Below are 17,250 nucleotides of genomic sequence, written 5' to 3' on the forward strand. Positions count from 1 at the left end.
ACGGCCTTCATGAGCGTGGGTCGAAGGCGTCACGCAACGCCTCGCCGATAAACACCAGCAACGACAGGATCAGCGCCAGGGTGAAAAACGCGGTCAGCCCCAGCCATGGTGCTTGCAGGTTCTGCTTGCCCTGGGCGATCAGCTCACCCAATGACGCGCTGCCGGCGGGCATGCCGAAACCGAGGAAATCCAGGGCGCTCAGGGTAGAAATCGCCCCGGTCAAAATGAACGGCAAGTAGCTCAGGGTGGCGGTCATCGCATTCGGCAGGATATGCCGGCGGATGATCTTGCCGTCCCCCAGGCCCAACGCCCGCGCGGCCTTGACGTACTCCAGGTTGCGCCCCCGCAGGAACTCGGCGCGCACCACGTCCACCAGGGCCAGCCAGGAAAACAGCGCCATGATCCCCAGCAGCCACCAGAAATTCGGTTCGACAAAGCCTGACAGGATGATCAACAGATACAGCACCGGCAGCCCGGACCACACTTCCAATATTCGTTGCCCGAGCAAGTCGACCCAGCCGCCGTAATATCCCTGCAAGGCACCGGCGGCGATGCCGATGGCGGCGCTGATGGCGGTGAGGGCCAGGGCAAACAGGATCGACACCCGGGCGCCGAAGATCACCCGCGCCAGCACGTCGCGGGATTGGTCATCGGTGCCCAGCCAGTTCACGCTCGATGGCGGGCTGGGGGCAGGGCGGGTCAGCTCATAGTTGGGGGTGTCGTCGCTGAACGGGATTGGCGGGAACAGCATCCAGCCGCCGTCCTTCTTGATCAGGTTCTGCACGTATTCACTGCGGTAATCCGCCTGGAACGGCAGTTGCCCGCCGAACTCCTGCTCGGTGTAGCGCTTGAACACCGGGAAATACAGTTCGTTCTGGTAGCTGAGCACCAGGGGTTTGTCATTGGCGATCAACTCGCCGCCGAGGGTCAGAATAAACAGGCCGATAAACAGCCACAGCGACCACCAGCCGCGGCGGTTTTTCTTGAAGCGTTCAAAGCGCCGCCGGGCCACGGGAGAGAGCTTGAGCATCAGGCGTTCCTCGCGGCGAAGTCGATACGCGGGTCCACCAGGGTGTAGCAGAGGTCACCGATGAGTTTTATCAAAAGGCCAAACAGCGTGAAGATAAACAACGAACCGAACACCACCGGATAGTCCCGTGAAACCGCCGCTTCGTAGCTCATGCGGCCCAGGCCATCGAGGGAGAAAATCACCTCGATCAGCAGCGAACCGGCAAAGAACACCGCGATAAATGCCTGGGGAATCCCCGAGATCACCAACAGCATGGCATTGCGGAACACATGCCCGTAAAGCACCCGGCGTTCACTCAAGCCTTTGGCCCGGGCGGTGACCACGTACTGGCGGGTGATTTCATTGAGGAACGAGTTTTTCGTGAGGATGGTCAAGGTGGCGAAGCCGCCGATCACCAGGGCGCTGACCGGCAGTACCAGGTGCCAGAAGTAATCGGCGATCTTGCCGACGGTGCTCAACTGGTCGAAGTTTTCCGAGACCAGCCCGCGCACCGGGAACCAGTTCAACGAGGTGCCGCCGGCGAACACCACGATCAGGAACATCGCAAACAGGAACGCCGGCATCGCATAGCCAATCACGATCGCGGTGCTGCTCCACACATCAAAACTGCTGCCATGGCGCACCGCCTTGCGAATCCCCAGCGGGATCGACACCAGGTAGGTGATCAAGGTGGCCCACAGGCCGAGGGAAATGGTCACCGGCATCTTTTCGAGGATCAGGTCGGTCACGCTTTTGCCACGGAAGAAACTGTTGCCGAAGTCCAGCTGGGCGTAGCTCTTGAGCATCAGCCACAGGCGTTCCGGCGCGGGCTTGTCGAAGCCGTATTGTTTTTCGATGTCCTTGATCAGTTTCGGGTCCAGGCCACGGCTGGCCCGTGAGCCGCTGCTGAGGCTTTCGGCAGACGAGCCGCCGACGCCACCGCCACCGATGCCTTGCAGGTGGGCGATGGCCTGTTCCACCGGCCCGCCGGGCGCGGCCTGCACGATAACGAAATTCACCAGCAGGATAATCACCAGGGTGGGAATGATCAGCAGCAAGCGCCGCACGATATAGGCAAACATCAGCGGGCTCCCGGGCGTTTGGTCAGTTCGGCTTTCATCTGCTCGTTAGTGAGCGGTGTGGGGCTGATTTCCCACCAGGTTTCCAGGGCCTCATCGGTCTTGGCTTCCACGGCCGGGCGGCCGAAGCGGTTCCACCACGCGGCGGAGGTGCCCGGCGGGTAGTAGTTGGGGATCCACAGGTAATTCCATTGCAGCACGCGGTCCAGGGCGTGGGCGTAACTGAGCATCAGCGACTGGGTATCGGCCTTGACCAGGCCGTTGATCAGGCTGTCGACGGCCGGGTCTTTCAGCACCATGTAGTTGTTGGCGCCGGTATCAAACGCGGCGGCCGAACCGAAGTAGTTGTACAGCTCCATCCCCGGCGAGGTGGTAACCGGGAAGCCGGTGACGATCATGTCGTAGTCCCGGGCCATCAGGCGGTTGACGTATTGCGAGGAGTCAATGCGGCGGATGTTGAGGGTGATGCCGATCTGCGCCAGGTTGCGCTTGTACGGCAACAACAGGCGCTCAAGGCCGTTCTGGGCGTTGAGGAAGGTGAACTCCAGCGGCTCGCCCTCGGCATTCACCAGCTTGTCACCGTCGGGCTTCCAGCCGGCCTGTTCCAGCAGGGCCAGGGCTTGCAGCTGCTTGTCGCGGATCATCCCGGTACCGTCGGTGGTGGGGGCCTTGAACACCTGGGTGAAGACTTCGTCGGGAATCTGCCCGCGCAGGGGTTCCAGAATCGCCAGCTCCTGGGCGTCCGGCAGTTGGGTCGCTGCCAGCGGGCTGTTGGAGAAGAAGCTTTGCTGGCGGATGTACATGTTGCGCATCATCTGCCGGTTGGCCCACTCGAAGTCCCACAGCATGGCCAGGGCCTGGCGCACGCGGCGGTCCTTGAACATCGGTTTTTGCACGTTGAACACGTAGCCCTGGGCCGGCTGCGGTGCCTCCTTGGCCAGGTGCGCGCGTTGCAGACGGCCGTCATCGAGGGCCGGGCCGTTGTAGCCGATGGAGTAGCCGGTGGCGGAGAATTCGCGGTTGAAGTCGTAGGCACCGCCCCGCAGGACCTGGCGCGCGACTTCGGTGTCGCCGAAGTATTCCAGGCTCAGGTGATCGAAGTTGTACAGGCCGCGGCTGATGGGCAGGTCTTTGCCCCACCAGTTCGGGTCACGCTTGAACGTGATGGTGTTGCCGGCATCCACCTTGCTGATGGTGTAGGGGCCGCTGCCGAGGGGAATCTCGTAGCCGCCGCCGTCGGCGAAGTTGCGGGTCTTCCACCAATGTTCGGGGAACACCGGCAGGGTCGCGACATCCAGGGGCAGGGTGCGGTTTTCATTGCTTGCGAAATCGAAGCGCACCTGGCGCGGGCCTTCGACTTCGACGTGTTTGACGTCGGCGAACAGCGTGCGGTAGCGCAGGCTGCCCTGGGTCATCAGCAGGTCAAAGGAGTAACGCACGTCTTCGGCGGTGATCGGTTGGCCATCGGCGAAGCGCGCCTTGGGGTTCAGGTAGAAACGCAGGGACAGACCGTCGTCTGACCGCTCCATCTTTTCCGCCACCAGGCCGTAGACCGTGTAGGGCTCGTCCAGCGAACGCAGGGCCAGGGGCGAATACAGCCAGCCGTCGACCTGGCTGACCCCGATGCCTTTGTCGCCATAAGGCAGTACATGGTCGTAGCGCCCGATTTCGATCGCCGAACGCCGCAGGCTGCCGCCCTTGGGGGCATTGGGGTTGGCGTAGTCGAAATGGGTGAAGCCGGGTTGGTATTTGGCCGGCTCGCCGTACACGGTCAATGCCGATTGCGGCGCGGCGATCACGGCGGTGCTGGCCAGCAACAGGGCCAGGGTGGAGCAAAACAGGGTAGAAAAAGCGACTCGCATTATCAGCCTTGGGCGCCGGGTGAAGAGGTAAAGGGATTTGTACGCTATGCGCGTACGCCTCGCCAGTCATCACACTGTCACAGATGCACAACGGCCCACCAAAGGGTGGGCCGTTGTTTTAAACATTAGCGCGGACTGGATCAGTCCTGACGGCTGGTTACTTCCAGCAGGTGATAACCGAACTGGGTTTTCACTGGGCCTTGCACGGTGTTGACCGGGGCGCTGAATACGACGGTGTCGAATTCCTTGACCATTTGGCCCGGGCCGAACGAACCCAGGTCGCCGCCTTGACGGCTGGACGGGCAGGACGAGTTGGCTTTGGCAACTTCGGCGAAGTCGGCGCCGCCTTCGATTTGCGCTTTCAGTTCGTTGCACTTGTCTTCGGTGGCAACGAGGATGTGACGGGCGGTGGCTTTGGCCATGAGGGGTATCTCCTTGGGTAAAAATGCTGAGCGTACCGGATTCAGGTGGTTATTTCCTGGCAAAGTTCCCCTGGGTTGCCTGGACGGTCAGGATCGGGCCATTACGCCGCTGTGGGTCAGCCAATCGATAAACAGCGCAAACAGCTCCGCCTGGGAGTTGATTTCAAGCTTGGTATACAAATGCTTGCGGTGCATGCGCACGGTTTCCGGGGAAATGCCCAGCACCTGCGCGGTGGATTTCACCGAGTGCCCGCGCAATATCAGGTGGGCGATTTCCCGTTCGCGCACGGTCAATACGCCGCTGCCAAAATGCATGAACGCCGCTTCAATCTGCTGATGCACCTGGGTCTGGGTGAAGGCCTCGTCGCTGATCACCTTGCACAGCCCGCCCGTGGTGCCGAAGCGGCGTAGCAGTTCGCGCACGATGGGTTGGGCGGTTCGTTGCAGTGCCAGTTGTTCGTCGCTGAACTGGCCGGCACTCAGCCCCTGGAACATGCACAACGAAATCTTGCTGTTGGGGCACAGGTCGACGATGTAGTAGCTCTCCTGGGCGCCGCCGCTGCGCAGGTAGTAGGTTTTGTAGTACTCGCTGTTGAAGAAATCGTCCGGGGCGATCTGCGCCAGGTGGTAGAAACCTTCGGCCAGGCCCTTGTCTACCGCGAGGCAGAACGGGTCCAGCAGGTAGCCCCGGGAGAAGTAACGGTTGATGATCTCTTCGTAGTGCGGCCGGGGGATGCCTTGCTGGTAGAGCAAGTGTGGCGCCTGGCCCTGGCGCTCCAGGCTGATCATCATCGATTCGATAGGGGTCAGCGCACTGAGGGCGCAGGCCAGGTGTTCAAGGAATGACGCTTCGTCGACGCTGGCGAAGGCGTGGGCCAACGCACCATTCCAGGCGTCAAGCACCTGGAAGGACGGGGCAGGGCAGTGATCGGCATGCTCGTTCATGCCGGCCAGTCTACCCGCCGGCCAGGGCCCCGGCAAAAGCACCGGGGCGCCCAGGCTCATCGGCCTTGATACTCGCCGCTCTGGCGCAGCTCTTCGGCGGTGTCGAGGATGCACTGGCGCAGGATTTCCACCACTTGATCCACCTGGGCATGGGTGATGATCAGCGGCGGCGACATCACATTCAGGTGGCCAATGGGCCGTACCAGCAAGCCTTTGGCCTGGGCCCGCAGGTGGATCTTCTCGCCGATGTTCACCGCGTCCGGCAGCAGCGCCTTGGTGTGTTTGTCGGCGACGAACTCAATGCAGGCCATCAGCCGCTGGCAGCGCACGTCGCCCACCAGCGGCAGATTGGCCAGGGTTTGCAGGCGCTGTTCGAGGTACACGCCGACGTCTTCGACATGGGCCAGCAGGTTTTCCCGCTCGATGATCTCGATGTTCTTCAGCGCCGCCACGCAACTCACCGGGTGGCCGCTGTAGGTGAACCCGTGGGTAAAGCAGCGGCCCTTGCCCGGCTCGCCGATCACTTGCCAGATGCGCTCCGAGAAAATACACGCGCCCAACGGCAGGTAGCCGGACGTCAGGCCCTTGGCGGTGGTGATGATGTCCGGTTGCATTTCGAACACTTCCTGGGAGGCGAAGAATTTTCCCAGCCGGCCGAAGGACGTCACCACTTCATCCGCCACGTAGAGCAGGTCATAACGTTGGCAGACTTCCCACATGCGCCGGTGGTAACCCTTGGGCGGAATGATCACGCCGCCCGAGCCCATGATCGGTTCGGCAAAGAACGCGGCCACTTTGTCGGCGCCGATGGTCAGGATCTTGTCTTCGAACTCATCCACCAGGAAATCGAGGAACTGCGCCTCGCTCATGCCCTGCGGCGCCCGGTAGTAGTTGGGGCACGAAATGTGGTGGAACAAGTCGCTCATGAAATCGAATTCCGGCGCGCGGTCGGCGGCCTTGTTGCCGATGGACATCGTGAGGAACGTCGAGCCGTGATACGCACTGAAGCGCGAGATGATGTGTTTCTTCTCATGCTTGCCGCGACTGTTCTGATAGAACTGCACCAGACGATAGGCGGTATCGACAGCCGTGGAACCGCCGGTGGTCAGGAACACATGATCAAGATCGCCGGGAGCCAGGCTGGCAAGCTTGGCGCACAGTTCGATGGCGGTGACGTTGGCCATGTCGCAGAACGGGTTGGAGTACGCCAGCTGGCGAACCTGGTTGGCGATGGCGTCTGCCATTTCCTCGCGGCCCAGACCAATATTCGTACACCACATGCCGCCGACCGCATCCAGGTAGCGGTTGCCGGCGGTGTCGTAGATGTAGGCGCCGTCACCCGCCGCGATATTCAGTGAGCCTTGTTCACGGTGTTCGTCGAACATATGAAAACCGTGCATGTAATGGGCCTTGTCGGCGGCGTCCAGTTGGTCGTGGTCGAACTGGGCGAAAAAGTCAGGATTTGGCAGGGTCATGGCGTTTACCTTCAATGGCTGGGTTTCACTTGCCGGTCTTCACGGCATTCCAGGTACGGGTGATCAGGCGCACGGCGGCTTGGGACTGGCTTTTCTGGGTGAACAAGCGCTGCATCGTCGCCGGGTCCGGGTAGATGGCCGGGTTGTCGCGTATATCGGCATTTACAAAGGGCTTGGAGGCCAGGTTGCTGTTGGCGTAGTGAATGGTGTTGCTGACGCCGGCGATCACTTGCGGTTGCAGGAGGAACTCGATGAACTTGTGGGCATTCGCCACATGGGGTGCGTCGGCCGGGATGTAGAAGTTATCGAACCAGATCAGCGAGCCTTCCCTGGGGATGAAGTAACCCAGGTTGACCTTGGCCCCGGCTTCCGCCGCCCGGGCCTGGGACGTGGCGTAGTCGCCGGACCAGGTGGTGGCCATGCATAGCTCGCCATTGGCCAGGCCGTTGATAAAACCGCTGGAGTCGAATTTGCGGATGTACGGGCGCACGGCCATCAGCACGTCCTGAGCGGCCTTGAGGTCTTTGGGCGCCACGCTGTTGGGGTCCAGGCCGAGGTAGGTCAGGGCCAGCGGGATCATGTCGGTAGGGGAGTCCATGAAGGTGATGCCACAGTCGGCGAAGCGCGAAACGATCTTGGGATCGAAGATCATCGCCAGTGAGCCGATGGGCGCATCCGGCATGCGTTCCTTGATCTTGTCGATGTTGTAGGTCACGCCATTGCTGCCCCAGGTGTAAGGCGCGGAATAGGTCACGCCCGGATCATGGGTTTCCAGGCTTTTCAGCACTTGCGGGTCGAGGTTGTTCCAGTCCGGCAGCAGCGCTTTGTTGAGGGGCTGGAAGGCCTTGGCCTTGATCAGCAGCGGTACCAGGGACGCGTTGAGCACCACCAGGTCATAACCCGAGCGCCCGGAGAGCAGCTTGCCCTGCACGGTTTCGTAGGAGTCGTAGGTGTCGTAGATCACCTTGATGCCGGTGGCTTTCTCGAAGTCGGCGAGGGTGTGTTCCCCGATGTAATCGGCCCAGTTGTAGATGCGCAAGGTGTTGCCCGGGTCGTCAGCGGCCTGGCTGACGGACGTTGATGCAAGCAAGACAGCGCTGAACAGGGCGATAACGGCTTTATGCATGGCGAACCCACCTTGATGTTGTGCTTGTTGTCAGGCCGAGGGGCTGATTGCACTTTCAGGCAGGTGGCGGGTGGGGCGCCATACCCCGTTCGGGTAGGAGGCGGTCAGGGCAGTACGATGTAGTCGTTTCGCGTGACGACCGGGCGGTGTACGCCGGGTTCCAGGTGGATGTAGCGCCCGTCTACCAGGTCGATGGGCAGGCAGTCGTCGATATCCAGTACGCCGTCGGTGTGGGATTGCGTCCAGTGCGTGAGCATCTGCTGTTTGCCTTGGGCTGCCGCCTCCCTGGCCGTGCGCGCAACCACCAGCAGGTAGTGGTGTGCCTCGCCAAAGACGTTCGATTCATACCCGCCCAGGTTGATGAAGTACAGGCGCGGCGCCCCGGCGTTCGGCGCCAGGTGGCTGAGCTGGACTTTCCAGCCGTCAACGCCATCCACCGTCATCCAGGAGTCGATATGCACACCTTTCTGGCTGCCGAACCAGCCCTCGCGCAGTTGCGGGTAGGCGGCTTCCAGGGTGTCGGCGACGGCGAACACCACATCATGCACTTCGATTTTCGCCCGGGGGTGCTTACCCCCCAACATGACCACAAACAGCATTGCATGCCCTTTCTATGGCTGGGATGGAAAGGGCCACCTTCCTTCGATTGAACCCTTTTGTCCAGTCGGTGCCACACTGTTAATTCGCAAATTCATCAGGAGGTTGTCATGCGCACCATTGATCTGGCCGGCGTACCCGTCCCTGTCATCGGCCAGGGGACCTGGCGCATGGGCGAGGATCCCGGCAAGCGCAGCGCCGAAGTGGCCGCGTTGCAACTGGGTATCGATGAGGGCATGACCCTGATCGATACCGCTGAAATGTATGGCGAAGGCGGTGCCGAAGAAGTCGTCGGCGAGGCGATTCGCGGCAAGCGCGACCAGGTGTTCCTGGTCAGCAAGGTGTACCCGCACAATGCCAGCCACAAGGGCATTCCACGTGCATGTGAGGCCAGCCTCCAGCGCCTGGGCACCGACTACATTGATCTGTATCTGTTGCATTGGCGTGGGCAATACCCCCTTGAAGAAACGGTAGAAGCCTTCGAGCGCTTGCGTGAGGCAGGCAAGATCGGTCGTTGGGGTGTGTCCAACTTTGATGTGGCAGACCTGCAGGAGCTGGCTTCCCCGGCCTGTGCCACCAATCAGGTGCTCTACAACATCGAGGAGCGCGGCATCGAGTTCGACCTGCTGCCATGGTGGCAGCAACACAATTTACCCTTGATGGCCTACTGTCCCATCGCCCAGGGTGGCGAGCTGTTGGCCAGCCCGACCCTCAAGCAAATTGCCCGTCGCCACGAGGTCACACCCGCCCAGGTTTCCCTGGCCTGGGTCTTGCGCCAGGACGGTGTGATCGCGATTCCCAAGGCGGTTACGCCAGAGCATGTTCGGCTCAATGCCGCAGCGGCGAAGCTGGTGCTGGATGAGCACGACCTGGACGCGATTGACCGGGTTTTTGGGGCGCCGAAGCGCAAGCATCCGCTGGCGATGGTCTAGTGGCCGACAGAAACGGTGCCGTCCATGGCGATGCCGTTTCTGTTTCGGTGGCTGCTTAGCCGGCTACCGGGCTGCGCCAGTCATCAGAGCCAGAGGTACCGGAGACCTCATGGGTCCAGACGATTTTCCGGTAAGTGAAATACACATCCTCCAGATGCGTGAAGTGTGCGTTGTTCGGGTCCTGGCAATTGGGCATCCGTGACTGGATGTCCACCAGGATCGCGTCTTCCAACTCGATGGTGAAGTAGTGTTCCTGGGTTCCGGCTGAAGAGGTTCGGTACCACTCAAGGCGGCACTTGACCATCTCCCCGGAGGTCAATGCGCTGAACAGCAATGGCGACGATTTATCGAATACCTTGCTGATCATCAGGGGCTTGTGCACACGCTGGCCGGTGGGCTGGCCGGATTGCGGGTCACGGGGAATGATCACCTGATGCTGGAATGCTTCCACCAGGATCTGGTCTTCATGGCCTTCCTGGTAAATGTTGCCGACCGAGTCCTGGGTGAACGTGCCTGCCGTGATCAAGCCTTGCTTGGTGCCGGTGATGGATAGATACGCGGGTGTTGGCATGACGGTTTTCCTTGCCTGATAAATGAGGTCGTCCCGGCCGACGGACTTGCCGGCCGGGTAATGCTCGATATCAAGAAGCGTGCCGGAAAGTTCGAGCGTCAATGAAAGCAGGGGGTTAAGATTTTATTGGTTTTAATTTTGAACGGCATTAAAGGTTTTAATTCGATTTAGTTGTATTTGTTTGCGCAGGGGTGTGCAGTTAGTTGCTCATGTTGATGGGCGTTGTTATTCGCAGAGTTCACCTCATTCATGATGATGCCTGGCGCCTTGGCTGCGCAAATTCTTGCGCGTCGGCGATTTTTCTATTCTTGTAGGAAACTCCTTAACTGCTATTTGGTGGCTTGAACAATGCTTTTTGCATGGATAAGGTTCGTGCTCTTCTCGTAGGGAAGGCAAACTTTAATCAATGTCCTGATGTGCGCTTGAATGGCCATTAGTTCACTGAACATGCTCAGGAAAGTAAAGTGCGGCCCATAATGGTTTACTCAGACAGGCTTTCCGATTATTACCTCGAACTTGCGCAAGCACCCAACTCGAAAACGAGTTATGCGGGGGCCGATATGCGTTTTTCGACCGAGTATGAGGCGCTTGAAACTGAACTGGGCAAGGCGCACTCCATTCACGGAAACAGTCAGCCTGACTGGCAATGGGTCGTGGAAAAAAGCGAGGCGCTGTTACGCCACCAGTCCAAGGACTTGCGGGTCGCTGTCTGGTTGACCTGGGCCTTGCATCAGCGCGAGTCCTTCCCCGGGCTACTCGCAGGCCTCGGATTGCTGCGCTACCTCTGTGAGCATCATTGGGCGGTCGTTTATCCGGGCAAGCTGCGTACCCGCAGTGCCGCCTTTGGCTGGCTGGTCCCGCGCCTCGAGCAGGTGCTTGCACAACCTGTTTCGCTCAAGGATCAGCGGCCCTTGTTCCACTGCATGCTCGAACACCTGGCGCGGCTGGACGAGTTGTGGACCGAACACCTTCTCGAAGATGCGCCACTGTTACTGCCGGTTCGCAGGCAGCTGTCGGACCGATTGCAACAGTCCACCGAAAGCGAACCTCCAGCAGGCGGTAGCACAGGGGTGATCGCTCATATCAGGCAGGTCGCGACTCAGTTGATGGCGCCCGAGCCCATTGTGGAAAACGAAAAGGACGCCCACAAGCTGCTGCGCACGCTGCAGGAACATGCCCGGCCCTTGTCGGCCTGGTGGCAGCGCCAGAATGCCACTGACCTGCGCGCACTGCGTCTGAACCGAACGTTGACCTGGCTGACGATCACCAGTCTTCCGGACTGTGACAGCGAACAGGTAACGCCTTTGCGCGGGCCGGCGCCCGACAAGCTCAAGCGGTATCAGGAGCGCTTTGCCCAAGGGCAGCATACCGACCTGCTGCTGGAGCTTGAGGGCAGCCTGGCCGGAGCACCTTTCTGGTTCGACGGCTTGTACCGGGTGTGGGAGTGCCTGCAGGCACTCCAGGCCGACCTGGCCATGACCGAGCTGGAAGTGCACTTCGCGCTGTTGCTCCAGCGCTTGCCGGGGCTTGCACAGCTGCGCTTCCACGACGGAACACCCTTCGCCGACGACGTCACCCGTGGCTGGATCAACACCCAGGTTGCCCGCCATTTGCAAGCCCCGGTCCCACTCAGGTCGGCACCTGATGCCCCGGCTGCGCCTTGGGACAAAGCGTTGCACGACGTCATGCCCGTGCTGCGCAAGGACGGGTTCAAGGTGGCTGTGCGGTCCCTCAAGCAGGGCATGCAAACCGCAACAGGTGATCGTGCCCGGTTTCATTGGCGGCTTGGCCTGGCCAGGTTGTGTTTGCTGGCAGGCAAGCATGACCTGGCCAAAGTCCAGCTCGATCACCTGGACCACGAGCTGCAGCAATCAGGCCTGCAGCGCTGGGAGCCCGAGCTGGCGGTTGAAGTGCTGCAGCTCTTGCATGGCTGCTGTGACGTATTGCCCCAGAGCCATTCCGTGCGTGAGCGCAAGGAAGATGTCCATCGCAGGCTGTGCCACTTCGATCTCGAAGCGGTACTTGAATAGGCTTTCGAGCCCCCCGAAAAAGGAGAAACACCATGGCGAAAGAAGGTTCGGTAGCCCCCAGGGAACGCATCAATATCACGTTCAAACCCGCCGTCGGCACTGCGCAGGAAGAGGTCGAGCTGCCGTTGAAATTGCTGGTGCTTGGTGACTTCACCCAGCGTGAAGACCTGCGCAAGCTCGAAGACCGCAAGCCCGTCGGCATCGACAAGAACAGCCTCGACGAGGTGCTGGCCAAGCAGGCCTTGGGCCTGGCCTTGAGCGTCCCCAACCGGCTGCAGGATTCAGCCGAACCTGACGAGTTGGCGATCCGGGTCAGGATCAATTCGATGAAGGACTTCAATCCTGCACAGCTGGTTGAGCAGATACCCGAGCTGAAAACGCTCATGGACCTGCGCGATGCACTTGTGGCGCTCAAGGGGCCGCTGGGCAACACGCCGAGCTTTCGAAAGGCCATTGAAAATGCCCTCGCCGATGACGATTCGCGCAAGCGGGTATTGGCTGAATTGGGGCTGGACAGCTCCGCCGTATGACTCTCTCAGTTAAAAGGACACTGACACCATGACTACCAGCCAAAGCCCGTCGCATGCGCCCATCACGGATGAGTACAGCATTCTCGACAACATCATTGCCCAGACCCGCCTCAGCGCCGACGACGAGGCCTACAGTATTGCAAAGCGCGGAGTCTCGGCATTTATCGAGGAGCTGATCAAGCCGCAAAACAAGGGCGAGCCGGTCAAGAAGCGCCTGGTTGACCGGATGATTGCCGAGATTGACGCAAGGCTCAGCCAGCAAATGGATGAAATCCTGCACCATCCCGACTTCCAGGCACTGGAGTCTTCCTGGCGTGGCCTGCAGTTGCTGGTTGATCGCACCAATTTTCGTGAAAACATCAAGATCGAACTGCTCAGCGTCTCCCGCCAGGATCTGCTGGATGACTTCGAGGACTCACCGGAGGTGACTCAGTCCGGACTCTACAAGCACATCTACAGTGCCGAATACGGTCAGTTCGGCGGCCAGCCCGTAGGGGCAATCATCGCCAATTATTTCCTTTCCCCCAGTGCTCCCGATGTCAGGCTGATGCAGTATGTTTCCAGCGTGGCCTGCATGGCCCATGCACCGTTCATTGCGGCGGCCGGCCCTGGCTTCTTCGGCCTGGAGAGCTTTACCGGCCTGCCTGACCTCAAGGACCTGAAGGACCATTTTGAAGGGCCGCAGTTTGCCAAATGGCAGAGTTTTCGCCAGAGCGAAGATGCCCGCTACATCGGCCTCACCGTACCGCGCTTTCTATTGCGTACGCCGTACGATCCCGTTGATTGTCCGGTCAAGACGTTCGCCTACCAGGAACATGTGGCCAGCAGCCACGAACACTATCTGTGGGGTAATACGGCCTATGCCTTTGCTACCCGCTTGACGGACAGTTTCGCCCGGTATCGCTGGTGCCCGAACATTATCGGCCCGCAGAGTGGTGGTGCAGTGGAGGACTTGCCGCTGCATCACTTTCACAGCATGGGCGAGATCGAAACCAAGATTCCTACCGAGGTGCTGGTATCCGACCGACGCGAATACGAGCTGGCGCAAGAGGGCTTCATTGCCCTGACCATGCGCAAGGGCAGTGACAATGCAGCGTTCTTTTCCGCCAGTTCGGTGCAAAAACCCAAGTCTTTTGGAATCAGTGCCGAAGGCAAGGCTGCCGAGCTGAATTACCGGCTCGGTACCCAATTGCCGTACATGATGATCGTCAATCGCCTGGCCCACTATCTCAAGGTCCTGCAGCGTGAACAGCTGGGGTCGTGGAAGGAGCGCACCGATCTTGAGCTGGAACTCAACAAATGGATTCGCCAATACGTCGCCGACCAGGACAACCCCAGCACCGAAGTGCGTGGACGGCGCCCGCTTCGGGCTGCGCGCATTGTTGTCAGTGATGTCGACGGGGAGCCCGGCTGGTATCGCGTCAACCTGAGCGTTCGCCCGCACTTCAAGTACATGGGGGCAGACTTCACTCTGTCGCTCGTCGGCAAGCTCGATAAAGAATGAGCCGCCGCCACGTGATTACCCAAAACCGCAGCCTTTTCGAGCGCCTGGAGTCCGGCGTGGGGCGCAGCCCGCAAGGTTGCGTCGTGGAATCCGTGGCGGGGCATCTGGCGAAAATGCTCAGCACCCGTGCGGGCAGTGTCCAGACGCTACCTGATTACGGGTTACCTGATCTGAATGACATGCGCCTCAGCCTGCATGACGCGTTGAGCCAGGCTCGGTTCCTGATTGAGCGCTTTATCCAGGCCTACGAACCCCGTCTGAAGGATGTCCGTGTCAGGGCATTGCCACAGGACCGTGACCCGATGGTGCTGGCTTTTTCCATCGAGGGGGCCATGGAAGTCAATGGCATGACGCAAGCGGTCGCCTTTTGCGCCAGCCTGGCTCACGGCGCACGGGTCGAGGTCAAACCGAATGTCGTTTAACCGCTACTACCAGGGCGAGCTGAGCGCACTACGACAGTTGGGGCGACGCTTCTGCGAGCGCAACCCGGCACTCGCGCCGTTTCTCGGGGACGCTGGCCAGGACCCGGACGTAGAACGGTTGCTTGAGGGTTTTGCATTCCTCACCGGTCGCCTGCGGCAGAAGCTTGATGATCAATTGCCGGAGTTGAGTCACTCGTTGATGCATCTGCTGTGGCCCAACTATATGCGGCCGCTGCCGTCGTTCAGCATGCTGCAGTTTGATCCGCTCAAGCGCACAGGGCCGGCCATCAGGGTCGAGCGGGATACACCGGTGGAAAGCATTGCGATCGACGGTGAACGCTGCCGTTTTCGTACCTGTTACCCGACGCAGGTCTTGCCGCTGCAACTGGCCGCCATGGAGTACTCGGTACAGGGTGAGGGCGCTTTGCTCTGCCTGCGTCTGGAGATGACGGCCGAGGGCAACTTCAGTGAGCTGGAACTGAACTGCCTGCGTTTGCATCTCGCGGGGGAGCAACCCGTCAGCCAGGCGCTTTACCTGGGGCTTTTGCGTCACCTGGACGGGTTCGAGTTGCAGCCTTTCGGGCGCGACGGGCTGCCGGTCATCGGCGCCGACGGCGAGCCTGTTTCATTGCGTCTGTCCAGCAACGATATCAGTCCTGTGGGCTTTTCCGAGGATGAGGCACTGATCCCTTATCCGTTGAATACCTTTCGTGGCTATCGCCATTTGCAGGAGTACTTCGCCTTTCCCGACAAATACCTGTTTGTCGATGTGAGTGGCCTTGGCGCGCTGAGCAGGTTGCCTATTGACGTACTCAAGCAGGTACATGGCGTGACGTTACGCTTCGACATGCGTGGTCGCGGTATTAAGCGAATGGCGCCTACCCTGGACAACGTGAAGCTGTACTGCACGCCCATCGTCAATCTGTTCAAGCACGACGGCGTACCGATTCGCCTGGACGGCAAGCAGGACGAATACCTGTTGTTGCCTGGCGAATACGCCAGGGGGAACTGCGGTGTATTTTCCGTCGACAAGGTCACGGGATGGCGGCCGGGAGGCCTCGGGTACCAGGAATATGTTCCGTTCGAATCGTTTGAGCACGATTTTGGCAGCGCCGCGCCCAGCTATGGCGTTCGCCAGCGGCCATCCCTGCAACATGCCGGCCTGGATACCTGGCTGAGTTTCGACCGGTGTCCAGTGCATGAACAGGAAACCCTGTCGATTGAACTGACCTGCACCAACCACAACCTGCCATGCCTGCTGCAGGTGGGCGATATCAATCAGGCGTGCGAACAGACGCCCGAGTTTCTCTCGTTTCGCAACATCACCGCGGCAACCCCCAGCTTTGCGCCACCCCTGGACAGTGACTTCCTGTGGCGACTGATCAGCAATATGTCGCTCAACTATCTGTCATTGACCGATATCAACGCCTTGAGGGTGATCCTCGAAACCTACGACCTGCCGCGTTATCACGACCGCCAGGTGGAAAAGGTCAGCAGGCGAAGGCTGGGCGCCCTCCGTTCGATCAGTCACCAGCCCGTAGACCGGCTGCACCGAGGCCTGCCATTTCGCGGCTTACGGGTTGACCTCACCATCGATCCTGAAGGCTACCTGGGGGAGGGCGACGTGTTCGTCTTTGCCTCGGTGCTCAACGAGTTCTTCGCGCTTTACGCCAGCCTCAACTCGTACCACGAACTGCGAGTCATCAGCACACAAGGAGACGTGTACCTATGGCCACCCCGGATGGGCCAGCAGCCCCTGCTTTAACCGCACTGTCCCGAGTGATTCGCGAGTACTCGGTGTTTCAGGCGGTTGCGCAGATTATCGAGCGCCTGCGCGAGGCGCATCCCTCGCTGGACGATGAGGCGCTTTACGATCAATTGGAGTTCCAGGCCAACCCAGGCTTTGGCTTTCCCGGCAACGACATTGATCGTGTGGAGTTTTTTGTCGAGCACGGCCATTTGCGGGCACGGCTTCGCCTCAATGTGCTGGGCCTGTTTGGTACAGGGTCACCGCTGCCGGCGTTCTATGGCGAGCAAGCCTTTGCCGAGGTAGCGGGCGGTAATCCGACGCGGGAATTTCTTGATCTTTTTCACCATCGCCTGCACCGGCTGATAGTGCCGATCTGGCGAAAATATCGTTATCAGGCGAGTTTTCAAACGGGCGCCCGCGATCCCTTTTCCGAGCAGATGTTTGCATGGGTGGGCCTGGGTGGCAGCGCGATTCGCAGCGCGGCTCAACTGAACTGGAAACGCCTTTTTCCCTACCTGGGGCTGCTTAGCCTGCGCGTGCACTCCGCCGCGCTGATCGAGACCGTGCTGCGTTATTACTTCAAGCACAACCGGCTGGTCATCGAGCAGTGGGTCGAGCGCAGGGTAGTGATCGACCAGGAGCAGCGCAATGACCTTGGTCGCGCCTATAGCTCGTTGGGTTCGGACCTGGTGCTGGGGGAGTGCCTTATCGACCGCAGTGGCATGTTCAGGGTTCATGTATTGGCACTCGATTGGCAGCGTTTTCACGAGTTTTTGCCCACCGGGGCGGGTTACGAGCCGCTGTGTGCGCTGGTGCGTTTTGCCGCCCGGGACCCCTTGGAATACGACGTGCGACTGGTGTTGGCGGCGGGCGAGGTCCGGCCGTTGCACCTTGGCGAGCACAACGTCTGCCGCCTGGGCTGGACCAGTTGGCTGGGGCATGAGCGGGCAGACGGCGTGGTCATCCTGGCCAGTAAAAATCATTAGGGATTGATGG

The 17,250-nt window shown here is 60.2% G+C and carries 16 protein-coding genes; 7 read left to right on the forward strand and 9 right to left on the reverse strand.

Going from position 1 to position 17,250, the window contains the following annotated elements; translation table 11 throughout:
- Positions 1-7 precede the first annotated feature (7 nt).
- The 8 genes from HX814_RS00945 to HX814_RS00980 all read right to left on the reverse strand — a co-directional run bounded on the left by HX814_RS00945 (position 8) and on the right by HX814_RS00980 (position 8,517).
- On the reverse strand, positions 8-1,030 hold the full coding sequence (locus HX814_RS00945) for an ABC transporter permease (protein WP_003208019.1): 1,023 nt from the start codon (positions 1,028-1,030) through the stop codon (positions 8-10).
- Positions 1,030-2,091 carry a microcin C ABC transporter permease YejB gene (locus HX814_RS00950; RefSeq protein WP_003208021.1) on the reverse strand — a complete coding sequence of 354 codons (1,062 nt, stop codon included), beginning with the start codon at positions 2,089-2,091 and terminating at the stop codon, positions 1,030-1,032. The genes HX814_RS00945 and HX814_RS00950 overlap by 1 nt, the downstream gene beginning before the upstream one ends.
- Complete coding sequence (locus HX814_RS00955; RefSeq protein WP_003208022.1) at positions 2,091-3,950, reverse strand: extracellular solute-binding protein; 1,860 nt, start codon at positions 3,948-3,950, stop codon at positions 2,091-2,093. The genes HX814_RS00950 and HX814_RS00955 overlap by 1 nt, the downstream gene beginning before the upstream one ends.
- A gap of 140 nt (positions 3,951-4,090) precedes the next feature.
- A complete protein-coding gene (locus tag HX814_RS00960; RefSeq protein WP_003208024.1) occupies positions 4,091-4,372 on the reverse strand; it encodes a peptidylprolyl isomerase in 282 nt (93 codons plus the stop codon).
- Between the two features lie 87 nt (positions 4,373-4,459).
- Entirely contained in the window at positions 4,460-5,377 is a 918-nt protein-coding gene (locus tag HX814_RS00965; RefSeq protein ID WP_250884643.1) for a response regulator transcription factor, read from the reverse strand.
- The gene (locus tag HX814_RS00970; RefSeq protein ID WP_177008258.1) at positions 5,374-6,792 is read right to left on the reverse strand and encodes an aminotransferase; all 1,419 of its coding nucleotides are present in this window, start codon (positions 6,790-6,792) and stop codon (positions 5,374-5,376) included. The genes HX814_RS00965 and HX814_RS00970 overlap by 4 nt, the downstream gene beginning before the upstream one ends.
- 25 nt (positions 6,793-6,817) lie before the next feature.
- Positions 6,818-7,918, reverse strand: coding sequence for a polyamine ABC transporter substrate-binding protein (locus HX814_RS00975; RefSeq protein WP_177008257.1), 1,101 nt, complete (start codon positions 7,916-7,918; stop codon positions 6,818-6,820).
- A 104-nt stretch (positions 7,919-8,022) separates the two neighbouring features.
- Positions 8,023-8,517 carry a DUF1543 domain-containing protein gene (locus tag HX814_RS00980; RefSeq protein ID WP_008437003.1) on the reverse strand — a complete coding sequence of 165 codons (495 nt, stop codon included), beginning with the start codon at positions 8,515-8,517 and terminating at the stop codon, positions 8,023-8,025.
- A gap of 108 nt (positions 8,518-8,625) precedes the next feature.
- On the opposite strand from HX814_RS00980, the gene HX814_RS00985 reads away from it, so the two are divergent.
- A complete protein-coding gene (locus tag HX814_RS00985; protein ID WP_003208032.1) occupies positions 8,626-9,447 on the forward strand; it encodes an aldo/keto reductase in 822 nt (273 codons plus the stop codon).
- Positions 9,448-9,502: 55 nt separating this feature from the next.
- On the opposite strand, the gene HX814_RS00990 is transcribed toward HX814_RS00985, so the two are convergent.
- Entirely contained in the window at positions 9,503-10,018 is a 516-nt protein-coding gene (locus tag HX814_RS00990) for an Hcp family type VI secretion system effector (RefSeq protein WP_003208034.1), read from the reverse strand.
- Positions 10,019-10,494: 476 nt separating this feature from the next.
- Here HX814_RS00990 and tssA point away from each other — a divergent pair, with 476 nt between their 5' ends.
- The 6 genes from tssA to tssG are packed head-to-tail and all read left to right on the forward strand — an operon-like array spanning position 10,495 to position 17,240.
- Complete coding sequence (tssA, locus tag HX814_RS00995; RefSeq protein ID WP_102369332.1) at positions 10,495-12,048, forward strand: type VI secretion system protein TssA; 1,554 nt, start codon at positions 10,495-10,497, stop codon at positions 12,046-12,048.
- A 32-nt stretch (positions 12,049-12,080) separates the two neighbouring features.
- The gene (tssB, locus tag HX814_RS01000; protein WP_177008256.1) at positions 12,081-12,578 is read left to right on the forward strand and encodes a type VI secretion system contractile sheath small subunit; all 498 of its coding nucleotides are present in this window, start codon (positions 12,081-12,083) and stop codon (positions 12,576-12,578) included.
- A 28-nt stretch (positions 12,579-12,606) separates the two neighbouring features.
- Positions 12,607-14,082: a type VI secretion system contractile sheath large subunit gene (gene tssC, locus HX814_RS01005; RefSeq protein ID WP_003208039.1), complete on the forward strand. Its 1,476-nt coding sequence runs from the start codon at positions 12,607-12,609 to the stop codon at positions 14,080-14,082.
- On the forward strand, positions 14,079-14,504 hold the full coding sequence (gene tssE / locus HX814_RS01010; protein WP_177008255.1) for a type VI secretion system baseplate subunit TssE: 426 nt from the start codon (positions 14,079-14,081) through the stop codon (positions 14,502-14,504). Before tssC ends, tssE begins: the two co-directional genes overlap by 4 nt.
- Positions 14,494-16,269, forward strand: coding sequence for a type VI secretion system baseplate subunit TssF (tssF, locus tag HX814_RS01015; RefSeq protein ID WP_177008254.1), 1,776 nt, complete (start codon positions 14,494-14,496; stop codon positions 16,267-16,269). Before tssE ends, tssF begins: the two co-directional genes overlap by 11 nt.
- The gene (tssG, locus tag HX814_RS01020; RefSeq protein WP_177008253.1) at positions 16,233-17,240 is read left to right on the forward strand and encodes a type VI secretion system baseplate subunit TssG; all 1,008 of its coding nucleotides are present in this window, start codon (positions 16,233-16,235) and stop codon (positions 17,238-17,240) included. The genes tssF and tssG overlap by 37 nt, the downstream gene beginning before the upstream one ends.
- Positions 17,241-17,250 lie beyond the last annotated feature (10 nt).

The sequence above is a fragment of the Pseudomonas sp. C8002 genome, from assembly GCF_013385765.1.
In the GTDB taxonomy this organism is placed as follows: domain Bacteria; phylum Pseudomonadota; class Gammaproteobacteria; order Pseudomonadales; family Pseudomonadaceae; genus Aquipseudomonas.